The sequence below is a fragment of the Cellulomonas sp. P5_E12 genome (genome assembly GCF_054049315.1).
On sequence record NZ_JBFUMP010000004.1, the window covers coordinates 234,788 to 257,757 of the forward strand.

Sequence of the window (22,970 nt, forward strand, 5' to 3'; positions counted from 1 at the left end):
CCCTCCGAGGACGCCCATTGAGGGCCCGGTTGTCGTGCAGGATTTCCTCCATGCGCCACCTGCGCCGCACAATGCTTCTGTAGTGTCAGAGGTGCGACAGCGCACCGCTGCCTTCGTCGAACGCAAGGGACACGTCCGAGTGGTCGGGTATTCGAGTGCAATCTCAAAGGCTGAGGCCACAGCTCGGATGTATTTCCTCGGCGGACGAGCGATAGAACCGCTAGGTCCGGGCAGCAAGGAAAAGAAGTCGGCGCTCGACGCACTTGGACGATTCGTCGGAATAGATCTGCGCGACACGCCAGGAAAGATCGAGTGCGGCCGACTCATCGCCGCCCACCTGCGAGTCTCGTGGGACACGACGTGCTACTCCGTCGGCGAGACCATCACCCTCGTCGGCCTCAACCGCCTGCTGGACGCCGCTGTCAGCCAGCTCCCGCACAACGACGAGACGCTGCGCCTCGTGCGACGGCTCTCGACCTTGCCCCCGGCGCCAAAGGCGGGGTCACCTGAGAGGACCCAGATGACTGACGACTCAGACCTCGAGCAGAACATTGCCGAGCGGATCGCMAACCTGTCGGAAGGCAGCGAGACGCCGGTCGGCGTGGCGCCGATCCTGCAACGGCTCGAGCCGAGCGACGTGAGCTTCGATGACGGCGGCATCTGGCGCGCGCGTGTGGCGCACGTGCAGAGCTGGCTGCACCTGCCCGAGGAGCTCGATGAGTCATCGCCAGACTCGTTCGACAGAAGCCTTGCTCAGGCCCTGGGTCTCGACCCTGCCGAGGCAGGCGCAGCTGCACGGTCGGACGATCTGTTCCAGCGACTGGCCGAACGGCTAGAGCGCGCGGTCTCGCTGCGCGAGAAGTTCTTGGAAGAGATGGAGGCGACGGCGGAGGGCGCAGCAACGCGCGAGACCGCGACCCAGCGTTGGGCCAACGCCTGGGAGGAGGTCGTCGAAGACGAAGAGACCGAGGTCGGGGGACCGATCCATGCCTACGCGGACACCTGGCCGATCTCCGAGTTCGCGCAGTACGCCGTGGACGGAGAGCTCAACCTCAGCCCGTCCTACCAGCGAGCGGACGTCTGGCCCACCGGTGACGCACAGATGCTAATCGAGTCAGTCTTGCGAGGCGTCCCGCTTCCGTCGGTGATCATCCTGAAGCAGCAGGACTCTGGCACGGTCAACTACGAGGTCGTCGACGGAAAGCAGCGGCTCACGTCGATCCTTCGTTTCACAGGCCGCCATCCGCGAGCCCTGGAGATCGTCGCGGAGAAGTCTCGAGACTGGAGCGAACCAGAACTGCTCGACGTATTTCATTCCGACTATCCCAAGTTCAAGAAGCTGTGGAAGAAGTACGAGACTCAGAGCCTCACCGCGCAGGTCGAGCGCTTGAACTACTTCCCGTTCGCGCTCCGAAGCGGAGACGTGAAGCCATTGAGCGGCGATCTGTCCCGCTTGCGTGGCCGGTACTACTCGCAGATCCGCAACGAATCGATCGACGTCGTGGGCGAGCAGCGACAGCTGCGAACTGTTTTCGAGCAGACGTCGAAGTACAGGCTGCCGGTGATCGTGTACGAGCAGGTCACGACCGAGCAGATCCACGAGGTGTTCAGCCTCTACAACCGGCAGGGGAAGCACCTCAACGCTGAGGAGATTCGCAACGCCCTCTACCACCGGCTCGCGTTCATGCGCGCACTGCTCGTGACAGCCGGCGACTCGGACGACATCGAAGCGGTCGCACCGTTCCTGGCTCCTCACTGGTACGACCTGTCGTCGACGCCGCAGGTGCTCGACAGCTATGGCTTCGGCAAGGCCGGATACAAGAGGACAAAGCTGCTCTCGTGGGTGGCGTCTGTCCTGTTCTTCGATGACGGCCGGCCGGACGGCCGCTCGACAGCAAGCCAGATCAACGCCCTGCTCAAGCGCGTAGCGGCCGACTCGAAGGACCCACTACGCAACGACGATGTGATCACTGAGGCGATGCTGCTTCTCGATCGTGGACTCGACGCCCATGCGGCGATCCCCACCGAGGTCTGGGCGCCGACCTTCAAGAACTCGCAGGGGCAGAGCAAGTGGCAAGAGCTCCAGCTGGTTGCGACCCTCATCGCATTCTCGGCGGCCCGCCAGGTCTTGGGGGACGAGCTCGATGAYGTTGTCGATGCAGCCTTGCCCCAGATCGGCGCTGCGTCCGCGCACTGGAAGCGTCCGCAGAAGACGCAGTCCAAAGAGCAGTGGGACTTCATTGCGCGCGTGGTCGGCGACCTTCTCGGACTGCTCGGTGTTGCGCCGGCGGACGTCGACGCACGCCTGCGCGACCGCTTCGGGCACTCGGGGCTCGGAGGACTGATCAGCATCGCCGCAACGTGATGGGTCCTGATCTGCGCGCTCCGCACGGGTCCGAGCGCCTCGTGCGCGTTCAGCCAGGCGATGGCCCCTCATCAACTTGGTGGGCCGCGTACTCCACCGTCCTAGAGCGCTCCGGTATCGGTGAACGTAGTCGCGCCGTCATCGAGGCAGACGCCCAGTTCATCGTGGATCAAGGGATCTTCGGTGCGGGCACCCCATCTGAGGGCGACTGGCCGGCGTCACGGGAACGTCGTGGGCTTGTGATGGGTGCGGTCCAGTCGGGCAAGACCGCGTCGATGATGGCAGTCACCGCCAAGGCGCTCGATCGCGGCATCAACGCCGTCGTCATCCTGGCGGGTACTCGCACAGCGCTGTGGCTGCAGACGCTCGAGCGGGTCGTGAACCAGATCGACACTCTCGAGAATCCTCTGCAACGGCGCGTTCGCCTTCCTGCCCACCTCCGCACGTCAGGTGGCCCAGGAGGGCTGTACTCACTGACCCCCCAGCTTGCTCGAACACTCGTGACCAGACACCGACCGCTCATCGCGGTGGTGATGAAGCACGTTGCGCATCTGGAGCAGCTGGCGTCCGCGCTCGACACCGTCTACGAGGAGGCGCAGGTCGCGGGCGAGCCGTTTCACGTGCTCGTCTTGGACGACGAGGCAGACGACTCATCAGTCGTCGACGCCTCGGCCGAATCGGGGTACGACGACGTGACGATGCAGCGCAAGCAGGTTCCCCGCCGCATCGTCGACCTCTGGGAGTCGCGCCGATCCCCGGGCGAGACCAAGGCTGACAACGTGTACGCCACGTATCTCGCGTACACAGCGACACCGCAGGCGAACTTCCTTCAGGACCCGTCCAACCCGCTGGCGCCAAATGAGTTCGTCGCAAGCCTCCGCACGCCAGGACCAGACGGGGACTTCGAGGTCCGCTCGTCGTCGTATCGCATCACTGATGGTCTGCGTGGCTGGTACACCGGCGGCGAGATGTTCTACCGGACCCTTGCCGATGTCCCACTGTGTATAGAGACAGACGATCGCCCTGAGCACGATGTACTCCAGGACGCGGTGCGTGCCTACCTCGTTGCGAGCGCCGTCCGTCTGTGCCGTTCGCCTGGCATGGCGGGGCCCAGCTCTGCTGAGGAGATGGAGTTTCCGACGAGAGACGCAGCTTCGCTCGAACCGATGTCGATGCTCATCCATCCTTCGTCCGCGAAGGAAGAGCATTTCGACGTCGCGCGGCGGGTCGCCGCCTGGTCAGCGGTCGATGACAGCGGCACCTCACTCGACCATTCGGGCGACAGCCTCGGCCGAAGGCTCGCCGTTGACGAGCTGCGTCGCGAGCTCGACGAAGAGCCGGAGAAGTGGCGGCTGTGGTTCGACGACTACCGCCGGTCGGGCCTCGTCTGTCAGGAGCTGCTCGATCTCGACGAGTCACCATTCGACTGGTCGAAGATCGACTGGGATGCGGTCAGGCGGCTACTCGTCGACGAGGTGATCCCAGGGACTCGCGTCGCGGTGATCAACAGCGACGAGAACGCGGACGATCGCCCCCAGTTCTCGGCCTGGCAGGACGGTCCGATCTGGCGAGCACCGCGGAATCTGTCCACGATCTTCGTCTCCGGCAACGTGATGTCGCGCGGGCTGACGCTCGAGGGTCTGACAACGACTCTGTTCACGCGCGCGTCAGGCACACCCCTCGCGGACACGCAGATGCAGATGCAGCGTTGGTTCGGATACCGAGGCAAGATCCTCGACCTCTGCCGGGTCTTCATGCAGCGCGACCAGATCGAACAGTTCACGATGTACCACGAGAACGACGAAGCGCTGCGCCGGGACGTGCTTGCTGCGATGTCGGCCGCCGGCTCGCCGCCGGACATCCAGGTCCTCCAGGGTAGGTCTTTCCAGGCGACCGGAAAGATCAGCAACGTGCGCGGAACACCCCTGTGGCCAGGTCCGAAGCCGTTCGTGCGCCATCTCACGCCGCCAGCGACCGACGACGACAATCTCAGACTGATCGCGAGCCTGTTCTCGGTTGATCCAGTTCCGGTGCCAGATGCCCAGGCTCGTCAGGGCCTGCTGGCCCCAAGGACTGTCAGCCTTCTCGAAGCTGCAGACCTCCTGGAATCCTTGCGCTACGAGGACCACGGTCCAGGTCCGACCAGTCGAGAGGCTAGTCGTTGGACGTCGGTCGCCAACCACGCCGGGCTGTCCTCCAGCGATCCGATGAGTCCGCTCTACCGAGCCCCCTTCGTCGCCGGCGGCATCGACCTAGGCCGCACCTCGCCGTACGCGATCGCGGCCTACCTCCGGCTCTGGGCCGTCTGCCTCGATCGCAGGGTTCGGGGGATGGTGACGACCGACGAACCCTCGATCCTGTGGGACCTCGTCGACCTCGACGTGCGCCAGCGGCAGCAGCCAAGGTTCTGGGTCGGCTTGCGTTTCGGAGAAGGGCCACGCATCGACCGTGGCCCGCTCGCCGAGCTTCCCGTCGAGGTCCATGGCATGGCGCGGTCTGTGTCTGCGGGAGCACTCGGCGCCACCTGGGGTTCGCGGGGTGTCGGCTTCGGCGGCATCGTCGGTGACGAGAACTTTGAGAGCAAGGTGACGGGCAACGTCTCCGCTGTGTCCTCGTCGGGTGCTCGGGTGCCCGGGAGCGACGGACTCATCCTCTTCCACCTGATCGACCGTGGTGAGGACGGAGCCTCCCTGGCCGTCGGCCTGAGCATCCCGCTGGGAGGTCCGGACCATGTCCAAGCACACACCCGAGACGCCGATGAGTGACAGCCCGGTCGAGCGGTCGTTCGAGTGGCTTCGGAGCGAGGTGGGTTCCCTCGAAGCCGCTCCGGACCGCAACACACGGACGATCGTGTGGGCCGATTCGGCATGGTCACTTGCCGTTGCACGCGACCATCGCGGTCGCCTCGAGGTGTTCGTGGTCGGCGACGAGCTGGTGCCTACCGTGCCGATCGTGCGTGACGCGATCGAGTACCAGCACTGGACGACCTCCACGGGCGAGCCGCTGGCCGCAAACCGCTTCGTGTTCCCGAACGCTCCCCACTTCGATGGACTGGCAGCCTTCATCTGCGCCGAGCTCATCGAGAACGGGCTCTATTCCGACCCATCCTCCGCGTTCCGGCGGACCGAACCGGCGCTCGCATTGGCGCTACGGCGCGCGTCGCTCGGCAACGAGGTGCTTCTTGGTCTCGCTGGCGAGCTCGTCGTGCTCCAGGCGCTCCTCCGCGCAGCCGACCCGGGCAGCGCCATGTCGATCCTCGACTCGTGGGCTGGCAGCGTTCCTTCATCGCGCGACTTCCAGCTCGGTCCCGTCGGTGTCGAGGTCAAGACCACGACGGGACCGACCTCCTACMATCACATCAACGGGGTTCATCAGATCGAGCTCGGATTTCCGGTCGACGGCGTCCAGGAGACGTCGGTCTTCCTGCTGAGCATCGGCCTGAGATGGCTCGACGGGGACACGCACGGAGGCACCAGTGTCCCGCAGCTGGTCGACGGCATCATGGCGCGCTTGCCCGACGACCAGGCCAGGGACAACGTTCTGGCGAAGGTCAGGCAATACGGGGGCGACGGAACCCTTGGCTACGACCACATCGAGCAACATCACCTGCCGAGGTTCAAGCGACCCTTCGAGGTACGGTTCGAGCGCCTGTACGACATGACCGACGACGCCATCCGAGTGCTCCGGAGCTCGAACCTGGAAGGGCTCGACCACGTCAGGCAGGACTCCGTGACGTTCCAGGTGACTCTCCCGCGGCAGGTGCGTGGAGATCGCAACCCGACTACTGGGCTCTCGCGCATCGTCGAGAAGGTCCTCGGGCTCGCAAACACGCCCTTACGCGGAGGCAAGAAGGCTACGAGCTAGATGCAACGCAGAGGGAACGCCCCGTGACGATGCCGCAGCACGTTCCGCCGCACCCGGGATCGTCATCTCTCGTCGTCTCTCGACGCATGTCGCGTGCCCGCCGAAGGGACACCGGGCCAGAGCTCGCACTGCGGAGCGCTGTGCACGCCCTCGGGCTGCGATATCGCGTCGCCTATCCGGTGCCCGGCCAGCGGCGGCGAACCATGGATCTCGCATTCACACGGGCCCGCGTCGCGGTTTTTGTCGACGGGTGCTTCTGGCACGGGTGCCCGGAGCACGGAACGAGCCCGCGACTGAACTCCGACTGGTGGAGGCAGAAGCTCGATGCCAACCGAGCGCGCGACGAAGACACCAACCGAGTCTTGGGTGCGCTGGGGTGGGTCGTGATCCGCGTGTGGGAGCACGAGAACCCCGAGGTGGCGGCGCTCAGGATCGCGACCTCAGTCGCTGACGCGAGACTGTCCCGCGGCGACGACTGATTCCATGACGTCATCGGGCGACGCGGGTGAGTCCGTCACGATGGCCTTGAATATCCGACGTCCTGCCTCAGTTGTCTTGAGGATCGCTTCGTCGCGCTTCACGTGCTCACGAAGCACGTGCCACACCGCGCCGACATTGACGCCGTTACCGAGCTGTCGATAGGTCGACGGGGCTGGCTGTTCGCCGAACACGAAGTTGTCCGGCAGCCCTTGCAGACGAGCGGCCTCTCGAGGTGACACGCGACGCTCTCGCGCACCGACGATCGAGGTCTGCGTGATCGCGACCAGTGCCGGCAGGTGCGTGGCGCGCTTGGCGCGCAGACCTGAGGGACGCATCTGCATGACGCACTCCCAGAGCGTCGCTGTGTCCTGGGCCTGCCACTCGAACTTGCGGCGGGACGGCGGGAAGTCCAGCACGCCGTGCCGCGCGATCCACTCATCGAAAGCCGTCCGGTGGGCGGTGTAGAGCGCAGCGTTCTTGCGCAGGAAGTTCGACTTCCAGGAAGGGGTCCCCTCCGGGATCACCAGCTCATCCTCAGGGACCCACGCGTCGACCCAGACGGGGAATCCGGGGAGCCTCCGAGGCTTCTCACCGAGCCGAACCGCTTCAGCCTCGTGGATCGCGCGCATGATGCGCACCCACTCGTCCCACGCGTTGATCCACTCGGTCTCGTCGTCGCTCAGCCCGAATCCATCGACCTCGTGCTCAGGGTCTAGGGGCAGGTCAGCCTCGAGATCCCACTCTTCGCCGCCCCTCAGGCTCCGGTTCTCGACTGCGGGCAGCGGATCAACCCCGCCCATCGAGTCGTCCGGGTCGTAGGTCGCAGTGATGAAGACGCGCTCGCGAACGTGCGGCCGTCCGCCCAGCTCGAGTGGGAGCAGGTGGGGTGAGAAGACTGCCGGCGTCTCGGACACGCGGTAGCCCTGCGCCCGCAGGCTCTCGACGACCACCTGCCACTCGTGCAGGTGGCGGGGGCCCGCAAGGTTTCGGACGTTCTCGAGCAGGACGACTGTCGGGTGGTGCGCCTCGATGATCTTGAGGATGTTCCAGAAGAGGGTGCCTCGGGTCTCGTCCATGCCTCGCTGGGCGCCCGACTTGCTGAACGGTTGGCACGGAAAGCCAGCAGCCAAGATGTCGTGGGCCGGGACCCGCATGACGTCGTCGTTCGCGTCCTTCGTGATGTCCCCGAGGGGGCTGTGACCCCAGTTCAGCTCGTAGACCCGGGCAGCGCGCTTGTCGATCTCGACCGAGTAGACCGGTTCGCCGCCGTAGCCACGGAGCACCGCAGCGAAACCACCGATGCCCGCGAAGAGGTCGATGAAACGAAAGACTCGGCTTCCGCTCTCGGGCTTGTCGACTGCCTGGCTCAACGCTGACTCCTCGCCATCGACGTGCACCATCGGTGCGCTCCTGGGCGCTGTACAGCTGCCTGGGACGCCACAGGATAAGCTTGGCAACGGATTCTCCCCGGTGCAACGACCTGCACTCGGCGTGTCGTACGGACGTTCGAGCTGCGAGGGCGCAACGCAAAACCTCAGCGCGTCCAGATCATTCGCCGGCCCGTCATTGGGGACGACAGCGGTGCGAACCTGCCCGAGAACCGCCCCCGCATCTGTGGACAGACGAAACCGCCCCGCAACACTCCCGCCGTAACGTCCCCCTCACGAGGCACGGACGCAGTCGTCGCCTGAACGCGACCCTGTGACCCCCGAGGACGAGCGCGAGGTGTGGCCCGATGTTCGAACGCGTCGACCCCTTCATCGGCACGGAAGCCACGAGCCTGCCCGCCCAACGGGGCCTCGCGACGACGTGGTGGTGGCCGAAGCCGCAGGTCGGCAACACGCACCCGGGCGCCACGTACCCGCTCGGCATGGTCAGCGCGTGCGCGTACAGCGGCGCTTACCCCACGGGCTACGGGCGCTACGACCTCGGCACCGAGGGGCTCCCCACGGAGATGCACGACCGCCAGGTGGCCAGCGGTTTCACGCACTTCCAGCAGTCCGGCACCGGCGCCATCCGCAAGTACTACAACTACTTCCGCGTCACCCCGATGCTGCAGCCGTTGGACGACCTCGGGCAGCTGTGGGACATCGTCGACGAGGCCGCCGAGCCCGGGTACTACGCCGCGACGCTCGACTCCGGCATCCGCGCGGAGATCACGGTCGGCCCGAAGAGCGCGGTCCACCGGTACACGTTCCCCGCGCATCGCGACGCGCGGCTGGTCATCGACTTCTCGCTGGGCGGGCTGACCATCCCGTACGGCCGGACCGTGCCGCTGCGGGCGCACCTGCACTCGATCAGCCCGGGGGTCGCGCAGGGCGAGATCGTCGTCGAGGGTGCGCCCCTGGCCATCCACGTCGAGTGCAACGACCCTCGATGGCGGCAGATGCTCTGGTACGACCGCCGGCTCATGCCGGGCGGCACACGGCTCGACTTCGACCGGATCCGGCCCACCACCCTGCGCCCGTTCGGACTCATGTGGGCGGGTCCGTCGGAGCCCGGACAGGTGGTGGAGCTGCGGTTCGGGTTCTCGCTGCGGGGAGTCGACCAGGCCCGGGAGAACCTCGAGCGCGAGTGCGGTCCGGGGCCGTCCAGCTTCGCGTCCCGGCGCGCGGCGACCGCCGCCGAGTGGCAGACGAGCCTGGGCAAGATCCGCGTCGACACCCCGTCGAAGGACAAGCAGACCGTCTTCTCGACCGCGCTCTACCACTCCCTGATCAAGCCGTGCCTGGCCCCCGACGAGTCACCGTTCTGGCCGGCCGACGGCCCGTTCGCGTTCGACATCGCGACCATGTGGGACATCTACCGGACCCAGCTGCCGCTGCTCACCACGCTGCTGCCGGAAAGGGCCGTGGAGCTGGCGAACGCGCTCCTGTACATCTCGGAGGAGGAGGGCAACCTCCCCATCGGCTACCGGATGGCCCGCGGCGCCGACCAGTTCAGCCGGCAGGCGTCGGCACTCGCGCACACGTTCCTGTCCGACCTGTGCCAGCTCGGGCTGCCCGGCGTGGACTGGGACTGGGCGCTCGTGCACATGCACAACGACCTGCGCCGCACGTACGGCGAGGACTTCCTGCTGCGGGGCGAGGTCCATCCGATCAGCCACACGCTCGACCTGGCCTTCGGGTACTGGTGCACGTCGCAGATCGCGGCGCACGTGGGCGACCTGGCGCTCGTCGACCAGTTCGCTCCCCTGGCCGCGCGCTGGGTCAACGCGTTCGACGAGGCCACCGGCCTGCTCGAGGACTCGACCTACTACGAGGGCGGTCGGTGGAACTACTCGTTCCGGCTGCTGCACGACATGGCGGCGCGGATCAAGCTCTCGGGTGGCGACGACGGCTTCGTCGCCCAGCTCGACCACTTCTTCGGGTTCGGCGCGCCCCCCGTGGTCCAGCCCGGGGTCCGGCCCGGCATGGAGGAGATGGCCGCGGGCTACGCGCTCAACCGGTTCGAGGGCCTCAACAACGAGCCCGACATGGAGGCGCCGTGGTCCTACCACTACGCCGGTCGGCCCGACCGGACCGCCGAGGTGGTGCAGGCCATCGTGCAGAACCAGTTCGGCGTCGGCCGCGGCGGCCTCCCGGGCAACGACGACTCCGGTGGCCTGTCGTCGTGGTTCGTCTGGGCGTCGCTCGGGCTCTTCCCGGTCGCCGGCCAGAACCTGTTCCTCATCAGCGCACCGGCGTGGCGGGAGTCGTCGATCGACGTCGGCGACCGCAACCTCACCATCGAGACCTCAGGGTTCATCGAGCCGACACCTGACGGACCGGTTCAGTACGTCCAGTCCGTCCACCTCGACGGCGAACGACTCGATCGCACCTGGCTGACAGGCGCGGAGCTCCACCGCGGGGGGCGCCTCCACATCGCGCTCAGCCCGGAGCCCAGCGACTGGGGGACCACCGTCCGGCCCCCGTCCGTCAGCACCAACCCTCCGACCACCGCGCTGCGGCGCTGACCTAGGAGCCGACGTGAACACTGAGCGCCGTCTCGTGATCGTCGTCCGAGCCGACCCGGTCATCTGCGGGCACTCCGGCGAAGCCCGGAACCTCGCGGAGGCCGCCCTCCAGCGGGGTTTCGACGACGTCCGCATCGTCACCTGGCCCATCGACCGGCTCCAGCAGACGGGCCTGCCGCTCAAGCCCCTCGACGGGGTGCTGCCCTACTCGCCCGGCATCACGGTCGAGCGCCCCGAGCCCGTCGGCGACTACAAGGTCCCCGACGGACGGTGGCTCGCCGGGATCGTCGGCAGGCTGGTCGAGCTGTTCACCGACGGCGTCCCGACGGTCGCCATGTCGCTGTACCTGAGCCCGCACTCGCTCGCGGTGGCCGACGCCGTGCACGTCGCCCGCCGCACCGGCCTGCCCGTCAACGTGACCACGGTCGCCGAGGCGGTCGGGTCCGACGTCACCAACGTCGTGCGCGCCTGCGTCGAGAAGGACGAGTTCGGCGCCGCGGCTCACGTGCTGTCGAGCTACCTCGAGCATGACGTCTGCCTGGCCGTGAGCGACTACACGCGCGAGCTGATCATCGCCGAGGCCGCCGCCATCGACGCCAAGCACGGCACCACATTCGCCGCCCAGTGCCGCGAGCGCGTCACGGTCTCCTACCCCGCCATCGACGTGGCGTCCTACCTGGACCTCGACCCTGCGGTGACCGCAGAGGTCCTGGGTTCCCGCGGCCTCACCGCCGACGGCTACGTCCTCTTCCTCTCCCGCCTGGCGCACGCGAAGGGTGTCGACGACCTCATCGCCGGCTTCGCCGCGAGCCGCGCGTCGGAGTCGCTGCGGCTGGTCGTCGCCGGCAACGGCCCCGACGCGACGCGACTGCAGGAGATCGCCGCCGCGTCGAGCGCAGCCGACCGCATCGTGTTCTTCGACGACGTCGACGACGACGAGAAGGCCCACCTCATGGCCGCCTCCGCCGCCTACGTCCTGCCGAGCAAGCCCCGCCCCGAGTTCGTCGAGACGTTCGGCATCGCCCTCGCCGAGAAGATGCTCGCCGGCGGCGGCCCGGTCATCACCACGGACACCGGCGGCATCGGCGAGGCCGTCGGCGACACCGCGCTCATCGTCCCCGTCGAGTCCCCCGCTGCCATCGCCTCGGCCCTGGACCGCGTGCTTGCGATGTCTCCCGACGAGCGCGCCGACTGGGAGACCCGCGCCCGCCTGCACGCGCTGCAGTTCGACCGCGGCGCCGTGCTGGACGCGATCCTCCACCGCGTCGCCGAGGTGTCGCAGCCGAGGGTGCCCGCGCCCGCGTTCTTCTGACGAACGAGTTCGCCCGACTGACCGACGACTGAGACGCAGCGGGCCACGCGGCCGTCGCGACGTCCTGCGCTCGTACGATGCGCCCGTGACGGTCCCCCGCCTGGAGCTCAGCTTCCTCACCTTCGTCCCCTACGACGACCCCGCCGACGCTGGCCAGTCGCTGCGCGACGCCGTCGACCTGTTCCGGTTCGCCGAGGAGCTCGGGTACGACGTCGGCTGGGTGYGCGTGCGCCACCTCGAGAAGTTCCTGTCGTCGCCGTTCCCGCTGTTCGCTGCCATCGGGCAGGCGACGACGCGGATCGGTTCGGCACCGCGGTGCTGCCCATGCGGTACGCCGACCCGATCGCCGTCGCCGAGGACGCGGCCACCGTCGACCTGCTGTCGGGTGGTCGGCTCGAGCTGGGAGTCGCGGGCGGGATCAAGCCGTCGGCATCCCTGCTCGACGGGGTGTACGGCGCGAGCGAGCGATCGTTCGACGACGAGTCCCAGCACCGGATCGTCCAGCTCCGCGCAGCCCTCTCCGGGGAGCCGGTCGCTGTCGCCCCCGAGGGTGGCTTCCCGATCGCGCCGCCCGGCACCGAGCTCATCGTCCGGCCTCACAGCCCCGGCCTGGCCGACCGGGTCTGGTACGGCCCGGGATCCAAGGCGACCGCCGTGCGTACCGCCGAGCAGGGCATGGACCTGCTGGTGTCGACGCTCAACAGCGAGGACGACGGGCGGTCGTTCGAGGAGACGCAGCGCGACCAGATCCGCGCCTACAAGGAGACGTTCGACGTCCCCGGTCGGACTCCGCGAGCACGCCGGCCGCATCGTCCTCCCGAGCGTCACGCCCGAGGACGACGAGCTCTTCGCCGAGTACATCGCCTGGTACGCCGGCCGGTTCGATGCGACGGGCCGCCCGCCCGCTGGCACCGGGTTCGGAGTGTTCAGCCCGACGCACCACGGGAGTCCCGACGAGGTCGTCGCCAGCCTGCAGGCCGACGTCGCGCTGCAGGAGGCGACGGGCCTCGACATCGTGCTGCCCGCGAACGCGACGCACGCGATGAGCCGCCGCATCCTGGAGAACGTCGCCACGTCGGTCGCCCCTCGCCTCGGGTGGACGCCGGCCTGACTCACGTCCTGACGACCTCGACCTCGCACGCCACACCCGGCGACGTGGCAAGTCGCGCGTCTGCCGTCAGCAGCGCACCGCCGAGTCGCTCCGCGAGGGCGACGTACGCCGCGTCGTAGGCCGACAGGTTCGCGCCGAGGGTCCACACGCGCTGCGCGAGGACGGCCTGGGGCCAGAGCTCGATCGACAAGGCGTGGAAGCCGTCGATTGCCAGGCGCGCCTCGGCCTCGGAGAGCCGCCCGGCGTTGCGGTGCCGCCGCAGGACGTTGGTGACCTCGTGCGGCAGGAGGTCCGGGGCGACGACAGTCGCGCCGGCGAGGCGCGCTGCCACTCGCTCGCCGGGCTCTCCCGGGTCGATGAGCAGCAGCAGTGCGGCGGACGCGTCGAGGACGACGACGCTCACCGCTGGTCGGCCGCGAGCTCGGCGGCCAGCTCGGACCAGGTGAGCCTCGGGTACGCCCGGGCGCGCTCACGGACGAGGGCAAGGGCGTCGTCGGCGCTCGGCCGGGCGGTGAGCTCGATCAGATGTGCGCGCAGGAACTCCTGCATGGACCTGCCGGAGCGGGCCGCCCGTGCGGCGAGCTCGTCGCGAACCTCGTCGGGAACATCGCGGACGGTGATGACGGTCATGCCTGCATTCTAGCGCCGGTGCATGCACTATCGCTGCTTGCTGAACCCACGCCCCAGCCTCAGCCCTCCCACAGCAACGACACGGGCCCCCTTCCGCTGGTGGAGCCCGTCCCACAAGGAAAGAGGCATGGCGCTGGCCGGCACGGTTGGTGGCAGCGGCCGGGAGGCCGCGGCGGCCGCCCCGGCACGCGCCCCTGACCCCACGGCCGAGCGCGCCCGACAAGGCGCGCTCGGCGTCGGGTGCTCAGGCGAGGACCGCGACCTCCATCGCCTGGGCGGGCACCTGGCCGGGGATGCCGACGCCCGTGGTGATCCGCTGGCGCAGGCTGACGTTGATGTACCAGCTCCATGCGTTGTGGCAGATCTCGAAGCACTCGTGCGCCGGCACCAGCCCGACGTGCGTGAACCGCAGCCGGGTCCGGTCGCCCTCGGGCGTGATCTCGAACCGGATCCGCGTGCCCACCCACTCGGCCGTGTCCTCGACGAAGTTCAGCTCGGCCTCGAGGACCAGCCACTCCATCAGCTCCCCCGGCACCACGTCGGTCAGGCGCTGACGGGAGACGTGGATCGGCTCGTTGTGGAAGACGAACTCGTCGCCCAGCCGGGCCGTCCCGCCCTCGATGGCATCGACCCACCAGCCGCGCACGTCGGTCACGGCCGCGAAGACCTCGTCCGGCGTCTGGTCCACCGTGTAGGTCGTCGTGAAGTCCTGCTTGCTCATGGGGTTCTCCGTTCTGCAACTTTTCGGTTGCATCAACGTAAGCCGCCCCACGGCGAACTGCAACCCCCAAATTGCAGCAATGCCTAGCGGCCGGTCACGCGCGCCTTCCCGGCGGCCAGGTCGAACAGCCGCGGAAGGATCGCGTCACCGGCCACGCGGAGCCCGTCGTGCAGGTGCTCGTTCGTGATCCAGACCTGCAGGTTGCCGACGGACGTCGCCAGGGCGAGGTCGAGGTCCACGTACGGGTCGTCGTAGTACTGGACGGCCGCGACCGGCACCTCGTTCGACGCGAGGCGGTCGAGGTCGTACAGCTCCGGCCACTGCGTGCGCCCGGCGAGCTCCTCGGCCGCACCCCGGAACGGCTGCAGCGACCGGTGCTGCTCGTACATCCACGGGAACACGGCCTCGCCCGTGAGCTGGAGCGGCCGCGCACCGGCGGCGAACGACGGCCAGCGGTCGTGCTCGGCCTGCGCCGCCCAGCCCGGCTCCCGGGTGCCCTGGTGGTAGATGACCTCCTGCAGCACGGCATACAGCGGTCCGTCGTCGAAGCCCGTTGCCCGCACGACCGCCGCGAGGAAGGCGTCGGACAGCCCGCCATCCACGGAGAACGCCGTGTCCAGCAGCCAGTGCACCTCGTCGAGACCCGTGCTCATGCCGAACGGCTGCCCCAGCTGCTGCAGGCGCTCCACGGTCAGCGGCTCGCCCGTGGGCAGGACGACGGAGTCCAGCCGGTCCGCGATCTCCCCCAGCAGCGGCACGTCGGACGGGTGCAGTCGCGCCAGCTCACGGTTGCGCGCGGCCTGCCGCCGGTAGGTCGCCGCGTAGACGTCCTCGGCGGTCGCCGTGGCCGGCGGCAGCCCGCCCGTGACGTAGCAGCGGGTCAACGCCGACGGGTGCCGCGACAGGTAGGTGAGCGTGAGGAACCCGCCGTACGACTGCCCGAGGGTGGCCCACTGGCGCCCGCCGTAGACGGTCGCGCGGAGGTGCTCGGCGTCGGCCACGATCGCGTCGCCGCGGAAGCACGCGAGGTAGTGGGCGGCCTGCACCGCATCGTCGAACCGGCTGATCACGCGCCCGTCCACCGGCGACGACCGCCCCGTCCCGCGCTGGTCCAGCAGGATCACGCGGTACTTCTCGAGCGCGGTCGCGATCCAGCCGCCGCCCAGCGGCCGCGGCCCGTGGTGACCCGGACCGCCCTGCAGGAAGAGCAGCAGCGGCAGGTCGTCGGACGCCTTCTCGGGGTCGACCAGCTCGCGCGCGAACACCTCGATCGACCCGAACCGCTCCGGGGCGGACCAGTCGACGGGCACCTGCACCCGGTGCTCCCGGACGGCGAACCCGGTCATCGCGTAGCTGTCAGCCATGCGCGCCACACTATGGTCCGGCCGTGCAGGGCGGTCGGTGGCCGCGCATGCTGGTGCCATTACGAGGAGGTCCACCCCTGACTACCGCACGCACCGCCGAGGGCACCGGCGTCGGCTTCCGCACCGAGCGCGGCCCGATCCTCATCGCGATCATGGTGACCACCGGCCTGGTCGCCGTCGACGCGACGATCCTGGCCACGGCCGTCCCGACCATCGTCGCCGACCTGGGCGGCTTCACCAGCTTCCCGTGGCTGTTCTCGGTCTACCTGCTCACGCAGGCGGTGAGCGTGCCCATCTACTCCAAGCTGGCGGACACCGTCGGCCGCAAGCCCGTCATCCTGCTCGGCATCGGCCTGTTCCTCCTCGGGTCGGTGCTGTGCGGGTTCGCGTGGAGCATGCCGGCCCTCATCGCGTTCCGCGCCGTGCAAGGCCTGGGCGCGGGGGCGGTCCAGCCGATGGCCATCACCATCGCGGGCGACATCTACACGGTCGCTGAGCGGGCCAAGGCGCAGGGGTACATCGCGAGCGTGTGGGCCGTCTCGTCGGTGGTCGGTCCGACGCTCGGCGGGGTGTTCTCGGAGTTCCTCACCTGGAACTGGATCTTCTTCGTCAACATCCCGCTGTGTCTCGCGGCCGCCTGGCTGCTGATCCGGCACCTGCACGAGAACGTCGAGCGCACCCGGCACCGCATCGACTGGGCGGGCGGCGCTCTGCTCACCACCGCGATGAGCCTGCTGATCCTTGCGCTGCTCGAGGGCGGGCACGCGTGGGAGTGGGTGTCGGTGCAGAGCATCGGCGCGTTCGTCGTCGGCACGCTGCTGCTGGTCGCGTTCGTGCTGGTGGAGCAGCGGGCCGAGGAGCCCGTGCTGCCGCTCTGGGTGTTCTCGCGCCGGCTGCTCGTGGCGACCGCGCTGGTGTCGGTCGGCGTCGGCGTGGTCCTCATCGGGCTGACGTCCTACGTGCCGTCGTTCCTCGAGGCCCTGCTCGGAGTCTCGCCGCTGACCTCGGGCCTCACCCTCGCCGCGCTCACCATCGGCTGGCCCATCACCGCCTCGCAGTCCGGACGGCTCTACCTGCGCTTCGGGTTCCGCACCACGATGCTCATCGGGTCCGGCATCGTCGTGCTCGGCACGGCGGCGCTGGTCGTGGCCTCGATGCACCCGTCGGTGCTCGCGGTCGGGCTGTCCTGCTTCGTCGCCGGCGCCGGGATGGGGCTCGTCGCGTCCCCCGGTCTCATCGCCGCGCAGTCGAGCGTCGGCTGGGGCGACCGCGGGGTCGTGACGGGCGCCAACCTGTTCTCGCGGTCCATGGGCAGCGCGGTCGGCGTCGCGGCGCTCGGCGCCCTGGTCAACGCGCTCTTCAGCGGCGACACCCCCACCCAGGACCCCGCGCAGTTCGGCGACGCCGTGACCGTGGCGTTCACGGCCGTCGCCGTCGTCGCGCTGGGGATCGTCGCGGCGTCCGCGGCCATGCCACGGACGACGGTCGAGCACGTCGCGCCCCCGACGAGCGATCCGGTCACCCCCGACGGAGACTGAGACCTCATCGAGGGAAGGGCTCCAGCATGGGCATCGAGGATCTGGTCAACCAGGCGAAGAACGCGGTCGACGGGCACGAGGATCAGGCCAAGGACGCGCTCGACAAGGCGGCCGAGGCCATCAAGGCGAGGACGAGCGACGGCCAGGACGGCGTCGTCGACAGCGTCGTCGACAAGGCGAAGGACTACCTCGACGACCAGAAGAAGAAGTAGGCCGCATGCCCCTCACCGGCGAGTACCTCCCGAGCACGTCCGGCTGGGCGCGCAAGCAGGCCGAGGCGTACGAGGCGTCGGGCGGCGCCAAGGCCAACACCCTGCACGGCAAGCCGGTCATCGTGCTGACGTCCCTGGGCGCGACCAGCGGCAAGCTCCGCAAGACGGCGCTCATGCGGGTGGAGCACGAGGGCCGGTACGCGGTCGTCGCGTCCCAGGGCGGCGCCCCCAAGAATCCCGCCTGGTACCGCAACGTGGTGGAGCACCCGCACGTCGAGCTGCAGGACGGCGCGGTGAGGAAGGACTACATCGCGCACGAGGCGACCGGCGCCGAGCGCGACGAGTGGTGGGCGCGCGCGAACGAGGTCTGGCCCGCGTACGCCGGCTACCAGACGAAGACGGACCGGCTCATCCCGGTGTTCGTGCTGGTGCCGACGGACGAGTGAGCGTCAGCCGAGCAGCAGGTACCAGCCGCCGACGCCGATGACCCCGCCGAGGATCGGCGCCGCGACCGGGACCCACGCGTAGTCCCACTGCGACGAGCCCTTGTTCTTCAGCGGCAGCACCGCGTGCACCATGCGGGGTCCGAGGTCGCGGGCGGGGTTGAGCGCTGGGCCGGTCGGTCCGCCGAGCCCCGCGACGAGACCCCAGACCAGGAAGCCCAGCGCGAGGTGGGCCACCGCCGGCTCGTTCGCCGTCAGGGGCGAGTGCACGATCGCCAGGGCGCACGAGAAGAGGATCACCGACCCGAGCAGCTCGCTGAGGAAGCCGTTGAGGCGCGAGTGCGCGGCGTTGATCGTCGAGAACGTCGCCAGGATGTCCTCGGGGTCCGTGGTCTGGTCGTAGTACGGCTTGTGGGTCACGACGATGGCGCACTGGCCGGCGATCGCGCCGAGCATCTGCGCGACGATGTACGGCGCCACCTCGGACCACGGGAACAGCCCCCACGTCGCGAGGCCCAACGTGAACGCCGGGTTGATGAGGTTGCCGCTGATCCCGCCGAACATGATCGCGGGGATCATCACGCCGAACCCGTAGCCCATGGCGATGAGCGACCAGCCGCCGCGGTACCCCTTGGAGCCCTTGAGATGCACGTTCGCGACCGTGCCGTTGCCCAGGATGATGAGGATCGCTGTCCCGATGAACTCGCAGGCCAGCCGCACGGCCAAGCTGTAGGACGGGTCCATCGGCTCCCCGCTCGTCGGCGCTCAGACCGTCAGCGTGGCACAGCCGCCCGCCACCGCACGAGCGCAGCGAGCGCCACGCCGACCGCGTACGCGACCAGGTCCACGGCCGCAAACGTGGTGCCCAGCGCGTAGCGGGCCACGGGGACGGCGTCGACGACACGGGCCGGGACGCCGGTCAGCTGGGCGAGCTCGACCAGCGCGCACACCGCGAACGCGATCGCGGCGACGAGGCTCGGCCTCGCGCGCGGAGCGACGACGACCAGCAGCGCGTAGACGAAGGCGGCGTAGACGGCGTCGCCGGCGGGATCGGCGAGCGGGCCACCGAGCCGGCTCACCACGAGCCCGACCCCGACCAGCCCCAGGGCCGCGAGCGCGGCGAGCGCTCGAGGCGTTAGGTGAAGACCTCGTCGCGCTGGGCGTGACGAAGTCTTCGCGTTGACGTCCGTCGGACGAGGATCGGGCACGCCAGAACGCTACGTGGCGCTCTGCGGAGGTCGTGTCGGGTCGACGTGTCGGTCTTGCGCTCGTGGAGGTCGATCTCGACCGTTGATGGTGGCTCGCCGAGTGCACCCGACGTGAAGGCGAGCCGCCCACAGCCCCGGCAGTCCTCAGGTGTGTCGGTGCCTCTCCGCGTCCAGGACGCACTCTGAGCGCGTGGAGGCCTGGCGACGACCCTGGCCGTGGCTCGTGGCCCTGGTGGTCTGCGTCGCGGTCGGGGCCGGGGTGCCCGCGTGGTCGCAGGCTCGTGTCGCGGCGCGGTACGCGGTCACCGCCGACGACCTCGCGGCCGGGCGGGCGGCACTGGCCCAGCTGGAGGTTCGCGGGCGAGCGCCCACCACGGGCTATACCCGCGAGCGGTTCGGGCAGGCGTGGGCGGACGTCGACCGCAACGGCTGCGACACCCGCAACGACGTGCTGCGGCGCGACCTCGTCGCGCCCGTCACGGAGGGCTGCGTGGTGCTGAGCGGCACGCTCGACGACCCGTACACGGGCGTGCCGATCGCGTTCGCGCGCGGGCCGTCGTCGGCGGACGTGCAGATCGACCACGTCGTCGCCCTGTCCGACGCGTGGCAGACCGGCGCGCAGTCCTGGACGCCGGCGCAGCGCCAGGCGTTCGCCAACGACCCGGCCAACCTGCTGGCCGTCGACGGTCCCGCCAACCAGGACAAGGGCGCGGGAGACGCGGCGACCTGGCTGCCCCCCAACCGCGGGTACCGCTGCGTGTACGCGCTGCGACAGGTGCGCGTGAAGGCGTCCTACGGGTTGTGGGTCACCGCCGCCGAGCGCGACGCCCTGGACCGCGAGCTCGGCCGGTGCGTGGTCGGGACGGTGCGGTCACCCTGACGCTGCGCCGGCATCGAGGGCTGGCCAGTCACCCGCACCAACGACGAGTACGCATTCAGTCGTCGTCGGACGTCAGGCGACCTGCCACGACGTCGATCTCGACCTTGATGCCCGCCAGCAGCGAGCCCACCGTGGTCCGCGCCGGCTTCGGGTACGGGAAGAACTCTTCGTACGCATCGTCGAACTCGGCGAAGTCCGCAAGGTCGGCAAGGTGGACGGTCGTCTTCACGACGTCGCCCAGGTCGAGCCCCGCGGCGCCCAGCGTCGCCTCGACGTTGCGCAGCGCCTGCCGGGTCTGGTCGGCCACGGACTCGGGGATCTCGCCGGTGACCGGGTCCTGCGGGCCGAAACCCGCGGTCCACACGAGGTTGCCCAGCCGGATCCCCTGGGAGTAGTTACCCGCGGGCTGCGGTGCGTCGGGGGTGCTGATCTTCTCGCGGGTCATCGTGCTGCCTCTCGAGAGCGGTGAGCGCGTCGAGGGACAGTCTCCCCCAGCGTCCCGGTCGACCGGGGAGCGCTCCGGTGAGGCGGCGAACGAGACGAGCACCGCGGCCTCCCGTTGACGAGGGAATCGACGCGGAGCAGCGTGGTCGCGGTGACCGTCGTCGTGCCCCTCACGCCCGACCTCTGGCCCGCGCTCGAGGAGCTGCTCGACCAGGGCGGACCGGCGGGCCGGTGCTGGTGCATGGCGTACCGGGTCGGGCCGTCGTACCGCCACCGCCCTGCCGCCGAGAACCGCGCAGACCTTCGTGCGGTCGTCGACCGCGGTCCGCCGCCCGGGCTGCTGGCGTTCCGGGGCGACCGCGCCGTCGGCTGGTGCCAGGTCACTCCTCGCGGCGACGTCCCGGCCCTCGACACAACCTGGCGGCTGCGCCGCGTGGACGACGTGCCCGTGTGGGCGATCACCTGCTTCTACGTGCGGAAGGGACATCGACGCGGCGGCGTCATGGCGGCGCTCATCGGGGGTGCCGTCGCCCTGGCCCGGGATTCCGGCGCGCCGGCGGTCGAGGCGTACCCGCTCGACGGCTCGGTCTCCCCGAGCGCGACGAGCATGGGCTACGCGACGACGTTCGCCGCCGCGGGATTCGTCGAGGTGGCGCGGCGGTCGCCGGAGCGCCCGATCATGCGGTACTCGTTCGGCGGCGACGCCGCGATCAGTACGGCTAGAGCTGGAGCCCGATGAGCCAGGCCGCGCCGAGCGCGAGCGCAGCCAGGCAGCCGAGCAGCAGGATGGCCACCCAGAGGCCGCCGGGCAGGTGGGTCAGGCGGCCGAGCAGACCGGCGTCGGACGTGTCGGACGCCCCGCGGCGTCGTGCGCGGCGGCGTTCGGACTGCATCTCGAGGACCGCGCGCGGAGCGCCCAGCAGCAGGAACCAGGTCAGCGCGTAGGCGGCGACGGCCTGCACCGTCGCGGACCCCCACACCGTGATGCCCACCAGCAGCGCGCCGGTCACCAGCACCGACCACAGGCCGTACCAGTTGCGGATCTGCACCAGCACCAGCACGAGGACGACCAGCAGGGCCCAGAGCAGCGCGACGGCGTACCCGCGGGACAGCAGCCACGCCGCGCCGACGCCGAGAACCGCCGGCCCGAGGTACCCCGCGGCCGCCGTCGCGACCATGCCGGGACCCCGCTGCTTGCCCACCGACACCGTGAGCCCCGAGGTGTCGGAGTGCACCCGGATCCCCGACAGGCGTCTGCCGACGAGCACCGCCACGCCCGCGTGCGCCGCCTCGTGCACGATGGTCAGTCCGTGCCGGGCCACGTACCACGCTCGCGGCACCAGGAGGATGACCAGCACGCCCGCCGCGGTGAGCAGGACGGTCGTGCTCGATGGCACCGCCTGGGGCGTCGTGATGTCGTGCCAGGCGTCGCCGAGCCAGTCCACGGGCGGGGTCCTTCGTCCGTCGTCGTCCGACCAGGCGGGCGGGCAGGAGGGACCCTACCCAGCCGCGGGCGCCTCGGCGGGCAGGACGACGTCGGTGCCGGTCGCGGTGATCCGCACACCGGTGCTCACCACCGTGGCCTTCGACAGGGCCACGCCCTCGGGCAGCCCGCTCACCGGGATCTCGATGTCGGTCAGCCGCTTCCCGATGGCGTTGGGCAGGTCGTCGACCGAGACGGTCAGGCCCGCGATCTGCACGTTCTCCACGTTCACCAGCAGCTTTCCGTCCTCCACCCGCGGGACCAGGTTGGCGGCCAGCGTCAGGCCCAGCACCTTCCCCGACGCCTTCAACGCGTTCCCGTCGACCGCCACCGCCACGTCCAGCTCGGACTGGTCCTTGACGATCTGCTCGATCGTCGCGGTCGGCAGCGTCGCCTCGATCGTCGCCGAGCCCACGGTGTAGGGCTCCGAGGTGCTCACGTCCTGCGCGTCGATGGTCACGTCCGTGGCCTTGATGCCCTCCAGCGTGACCCCGTCGACCTGACCCGTGACGTCGTCGATCGACCCCGCCATCAGCTGGTTGAGGAACGGGAACCCGCCGAGCTCGACCGTCGGTGTGCCGACGACGCCGTCCAGGTTCTGCTCGATGGCGTCGACCACCCGTTGCTCCGCCACCGACTCGGTCACCCGGTCGGCGACGAAGGCACCGCCCACCACGACGACGACCGCGACGACCCCCACGACCACTCCGCGCCCGCTCACGACCCTCACGCTAGGGGGCGAACGGCTCCCCGCGCTGCTCGTCGGCGCTACTCGCAGCCGATCCCGTCGTTGTCGCGGTCCAGCTTCGGCTGGTACCCCGGGGAGCCGGCGTACACCGGCGCCGCGCCGGCGGCCCTCGCCTCGGTGCAGTTCTTGAAAGGTCCGGAGACCGCCGGTGCGGCCGGTGCGGCCGGTGCCGCGGTCTGCGCGGGTGCCACGGGCCGCGCGGGCGCGACCCC

23 protein-coding genes and 1 pseudogene are annotated in these 22,970 nt (G+C 69.6%); 13 read left to right on the forward strand and 11 right to left on the reverse strand.

Going from position 1 to position 22,970, the window contains the following annotated elements; all coding sequences use genetic code 11:
- The first annotated feature begins 91 nt into the window (after positions 1 to 91).
- From ACXJKA_RS05240 to ACXJKA_RS05255, 4 genes are all read left to right on the forward strand, one after another.
- Positions 92 to 2,365, forward strand: a complete 2,274-nt coding sequence (locus ACXJKA_RS05240) for a DUF262 domain-containing protein (RefSeq protein ID WP_456824115.1) — start codon at positions 92 to 94, stop codon at positions 2,363 to 2,365.
- A 41-nt stretch (positions 2,366 to 2,406) separates the two neighbouring features.
- Complete coding sequence (locus tag ACXJKA_RS05245) at positions 2,407 to 5,130, forward strand: Z1 domain-containing protein (protein WP_456824116.1); 2,724 nt, start codon at positions 2,407 to 2,409, stop codon at positions 5,128 to 5,130.
- Positions 5,096 to 6,229 (forward strand): PD-(D/E)XK motif protein, encoded by a 1,134-nt coding sequence (locus ACXJKA_RS05250; RefSeq protein ID WP_456824117.1) that lies wholly within the window; start codon positions 5,096 to 5,098, stop codon positions 6,227 to 6,229. Before ACXJKA_RS05245 ends, ACXJKA_RS05250 begins: the two co-directional genes overlap by 35 nt.
- 86 nt (positions 6,230 to 6,315) lie before the next feature.
- Positions 6,316 to 6,708: a very short patch repair endonuclease gene (locus tag ACXJKA_RS05255; protein ID WP_456824146.1), complete on the forward strand. Its 393-nt coding sequence runs from the start codon at positions 6,316 to 6,318 to the stop codon at positions 6,706 to 6,708.
- Here the strand turns inward: ACXJKA_RS05255 and ACXJKA_RS05260 are convergent.
- Positions 6,670 to 8,109, reverse strand: a complete 1,440-nt coding sequence (locus tag ACXJKA_RS05260; protein ID WP_456824118.1) for a DNA cytosine methyltransferase — start codon at positions 8,107 to 8,109, stop codon at positions 6,670 to 6,672. The genes ACXJKA_RS05255 and ACXJKA_RS05260 overlap by 39 nt on opposite strands.
- Positions 8,110 to 8,444: 335 nt before the next feature.
- Here ACXJKA_RS05260 and ACXJKA_RS05265 point away from each other — a divergent pair, with 335 nt between their 5' ends.
- The 4 genes and pseudogenes from ACXJKA_RS05265 (at position 8,445) to ACXJKA_RS05280 (ending at position 13,087) form a co-directional block, all read left to right on the forward strand.
- On the forward strand, positions 8,445 to 10,664 hold the full coding sequence (locus ACXJKA_RS05265) for a glycoside hydrolase domain-containing protein (RefSeq protein ID WP_456824119.1): 2,220 nt from the start codon (positions 8,445 to 8,447) through the stop codon (positions 10,662 to 10,664).
- 13 nt (positions 10,665 to 10,677) lie between these two features.
- On the forward strand, positions 10,678 to 11,976 hold the full coding sequence (locus ACXJKA_RS05270) for a glycosyltransferase (RefSeq protein WP_456824120.1): 1,299 nt from the start codon (positions 10,678 to 10,680) through the stop codon (positions 11,974 to 11,976).
- 85 nt (positions 11,977 to 12,061) lie between these two features.
- Positions 12,062 to 12,681: pseudogene (locus tag ACXJKA_RS05275) on the forward strand (LLM class flavin-dependent oxidoreductase); the annotation flags it as partial.
- Between the two features lie 217 nt (positions 12,682 to 12,898).
- Entirely contained in the window at positions 12,899 to 13,087 is a 189-nt protein-coding gene (locus ACXJKA_RS05280) for a hypothetical protein (protein ID WP_456824149.1), read from the forward strand.
- A 1-nt stretch (position 13,088) separates the two neighbouring features.
- On the opposite strand, the gene ACXJKA_RS05285 is transcribed toward ACXJKA_RS05280, so the two are convergent.
- The 4 genes from ACXJKA_RS05285 to ACXJKA_RS05300 all read right to left on the reverse strand — a co-directional run bounded on the left by ACXJKA_RS05285 (position 13,089) and on the right by ACXJKA_RS05300 (position 15,802).
- Entirely contained in the window at positions 13,089 to 13,490 is a 402-nt protein-coding gene (locus tag ACXJKA_RS05285; RefSeq protein ID WP_456824121.1) for a type II toxin-antitoxin system VapC family toxin, read from the reverse strand.
- On the reverse strand, positions 13,487 to 13,717 hold the full coding sequence (locus tag ACXJKA_RS05290; protein ID WP_456824122.1) for a FitA-like ribbon-helix-helix domain-containing protein: 231 nt from the start codon (positions 13,715 to 13,717) through the stop codon (positions 13,487 to 13,489). The genes ACXJKA_RS05285 and ACXJKA_RS05290 overlap by 4 nt, the downstream gene beginning before the upstream one ends.
- A 244-nt stretch (positions 13,718 to 13,961) precedes the next feature.
- Entirely contained in the window at positions 13,962 to 14,438 is a 477-nt protein-coding gene (locus tag ACXJKA_RS05295; RefSeq protein ID WP_456824123.1) for an SRPBCC family protein, read from the reverse strand.
- An 83-nt stretch (positions 14,439 to 14,521) separates the two neighbouring features.
- Positions 14,522 to 15,802 (reverse strand): alpha/beta fold hydrolase, encoded by a 1,281-nt coding sequence (locus ACXJKA_RS05300; RefSeq protein ID WP_456824124.1) that lies wholly within the window; start codon positions 15,800 to 15,802, stop codon positions 14,522 to 14,524.
- Between the two features lie 47 nt (positions 15,803 to 15,849).
- On the opposite strand from ACXJKA_RS05300, the gene ACXJKA_RS05305 reads away from it, so the two are divergent.
- From ACXJKA_RS05305 to ACXJKA_RS05315, 3 genes are read left to right on the forward strand one after another with little or no spacing between them, the layout of a single operon-like run.
- The gene (locus tag ACXJKA_RS05305; protein WP_456824147.1) at positions 15,850 to 17,340 is read left to right on the forward strand and encodes an MFS transporter; all 1,491 of its coding nucleotides are present in this window, start codon (positions 15,850 to 15,852) and stop codon (positions 17,338 to 17,340) included.
- A gap of 26 nt (positions 17,341 to 17,366) precedes the next feature.
- Positions 17,367 to 17,552, forward strand: a complete 186-nt coding sequence (locus ACXJKA_RS05310; protein WP_456824125.1) for an antitoxin — start codon at positions 17,367 to 17,369, stop codon at positions 17,550 to 17,552.
- 5 nt (positions 17,553 to 17,557) lie between these two features.
- Complete coding sequence (locus ACXJKA_RS05315) at positions 17,558 to 17,998, forward strand: nitroreductase family deazaflavin-dependent oxidoreductase (RefSeq protein WP_456824126.1); 441 nt, start codon at positions 17,558 to 17,560, stop codon at positions 17,996 to 17,998.
- Between the two features lie 3 nt (positions 17,999 to 18,001).
- Here ACXJKA_RS05315 and ACXJKA_RS05320 read toward each other — a convergent pair whose 3' ends face one another.
- Both ACXJKA_RS05320 and ACXJKA_RS05325 read right to left on the reverse strand, forming a co-directional pair.
- Positions 18,002 to 18,739 (reverse strand): MIP/aquaporin family protein, encoded by a 738-nt coding sequence (locus tag ACXJKA_RS05320; protein ID WP_456824127.1) that lies wholly within the window; start codon positions 18,737 to 18,739, stop codon positions 18,002 to 18,004.
- A 29-nt stretch (positions 18,740 to 18,768) separates the two neighbouring features.
- Entirely contained in the window at positions 18,769 to 19,203 is a 435-nt protein-coding gene (locus ACXJKA_RS05325; protein ID WP_456824128.1) for a ribosomal maturation YjgA family protein, read from the reverse strand.
- 190 nt (positions 19,204 to 19,393) lie between these two features.
- Between ACXJKA_RS05325 and ACXJKA_RS05330 the strand changes: the two genes are divergently transcribed.
- Positions 19,394 to 20,083 carry an HNH endonuclease family protein gene (locus ACXJKA_RS05330; protein WP_456824129.1) on the forward strand — a complete coding sequence of 230 codons (690 nt, stop codon included), beginning with the start codon at positions 19,394 to 19,396 and terminating at the stop codon, positions 20,081 to 20,083.
- A 55-nt stretch (positions 20,084 to 20,138) separates the two neighbouring features.
- On the opposite strand, the gene ACXJKA_RS05335 is transcribed toward ACXJKA_RS05330, so the two are convergent.
- Complete coding sequence (locus ACXJKA_RS05335; RefSeq protein ID WP_456824130.1) at positions 20,139 to 20,528, reverse strand: RidA family protein; 390 nt, start codon at positions 20,526 to 20,528, stop codon at positions 20,139 to 20,141.
- Between the two features lie 150 nt (positions 20,529 to 20,678).
- Between ACXJKA_RS05335 and ACXJKA_RS05340 the strand changes: the two genes are divergently transcribed.
- Complete coding sequence (locus ACXJKA_RS05340; RefSeq protein WP_456824131.1) at positions 20,679 to 21,266, forward strand: GNAT family N-acetyltransferase; 588 nt, start codon at positions 20,679 to 20,681, stop codon at positions 21,264 to 21,266.
- Here the strand turns inward: ACXJKA_RS05340 and ACXJKA_RS05345 are convergent.
- The 3 genes from ACXJKA_RS05345 to ACXJKA_RS05355 form a co-directional block, all read right to left on the reverse strand.
- Entirely contained in the window at positions 21,247 to 21,972 is a 726-nt protein-coding gene (locus ACXJKA_RS05345; RefSeq protein WP_456824132.1) for a M50 family metallopeptidase, read from the reverse strand. The genes ACXJKA_RS05340 and ACXJKA_RS05345 overlap by 20 nt on opposite strands.
- A gap of 54 nt (positions 21,973 to 22,026) precedes the next feature.
- A complete protein-coding gene (locus tag ACXJKA_RS05350; RefSeq protein ID WP_456824133.1) occupies positions 22,027 to 22,731 on the reverse strand; it encodes an LmeA family phospholipid-binding protein in 705 nt (234 codons plus the stop codon).
- 47 nt (positions 22,732 to 22,778) lie between these two features.
- Positions 22,779 to 22,970, reverse strand: a 192-nt coding sequence (locus tag ACXJKA_RS05355) for an excalibur calcium-binding domain-containing protein (protein ID WP_456824134.1), incomplete at its 5' end; no start/stop codon positions are given.

Coding starts and splice junctions, on each gene's coding strand:
- ACXJKA_RS05265 (WP_456824119.1), top strand. CDS start 8,445: ATGTTCGAACGCGTCGACCCCTTCATCGGCACGGAAGCCACGAGCCTG.
- ACXJKA_RS05315 (WP_456824126.1), top strand. CDS start 17,558: ATGCCCCTCACCGGCGAGTACCTCCCGAGCACGTCCGGCTGGGCGCGC.
- ACXJKA_RS05310 (WP_456824125.1), top strand. CDS start 17,367: ATGGGCATCGAGGATCTGGTCAACCAGGCGAAGAACGCGGTCGACGGG.
- ACXJKA_RS05300 (WP_456824124.1), bottom strand. CDS start 15,802: ATGGCTGACAGCTACGCGATGACCGGGTTCGCCGTCCGGGAGCACCGG.
- ACXJKA_RS05295 (WP_456824123.1), bottom strand. CDS start 14,438: ATGAGCAAGCAGGACTTCACGACGACCTACACGGTGGACCAGACGCCG.
- ACXJKA_RS05305 (WP_456824147.1), top strand. CDS start 15,850: ATGCTGGTGCCATTACGAGGAGGTCCACCCCTGACTACCGCACGCACC.
- ACXJKA_RS05320 (WP_456824127.1), bottom strand. CDS start 18,739: ATGGACCCGTCCTACAGCTTGGCCGTGCGGCTGGCCTGCGAGTTCATC.
- ACXJKA_RS05260 (WP_456824118.1), bottom strand. CDS start 8,109: ATGGTGCACGTCGATGGCGAGGAGTCAGCGTTGAGCCAGGCAGTCGAC.
- ACXJKA_RS05335 (WP_456824130.1), bottom strand. CDS start 20,528: ATGACCCGCGAGAAGATCAGCACCCCCGACGCACCGCAGCCCGCGGGT.
- ACXJKA_RS05290 (WP_456824122.1), bottom strand. CDS start 13,717: ATGACCGTCATCACCGTCCGCGATGTTCCCGACGAGGTTCGCGACGAG.
- ACXJKA_RS05255 (WP_456824146.1), top strand. CDS start 6,316: ATGTCGCGTGCCCGCCGAAGGGACACCGGGCCAGAGCTCGCACTGCGG.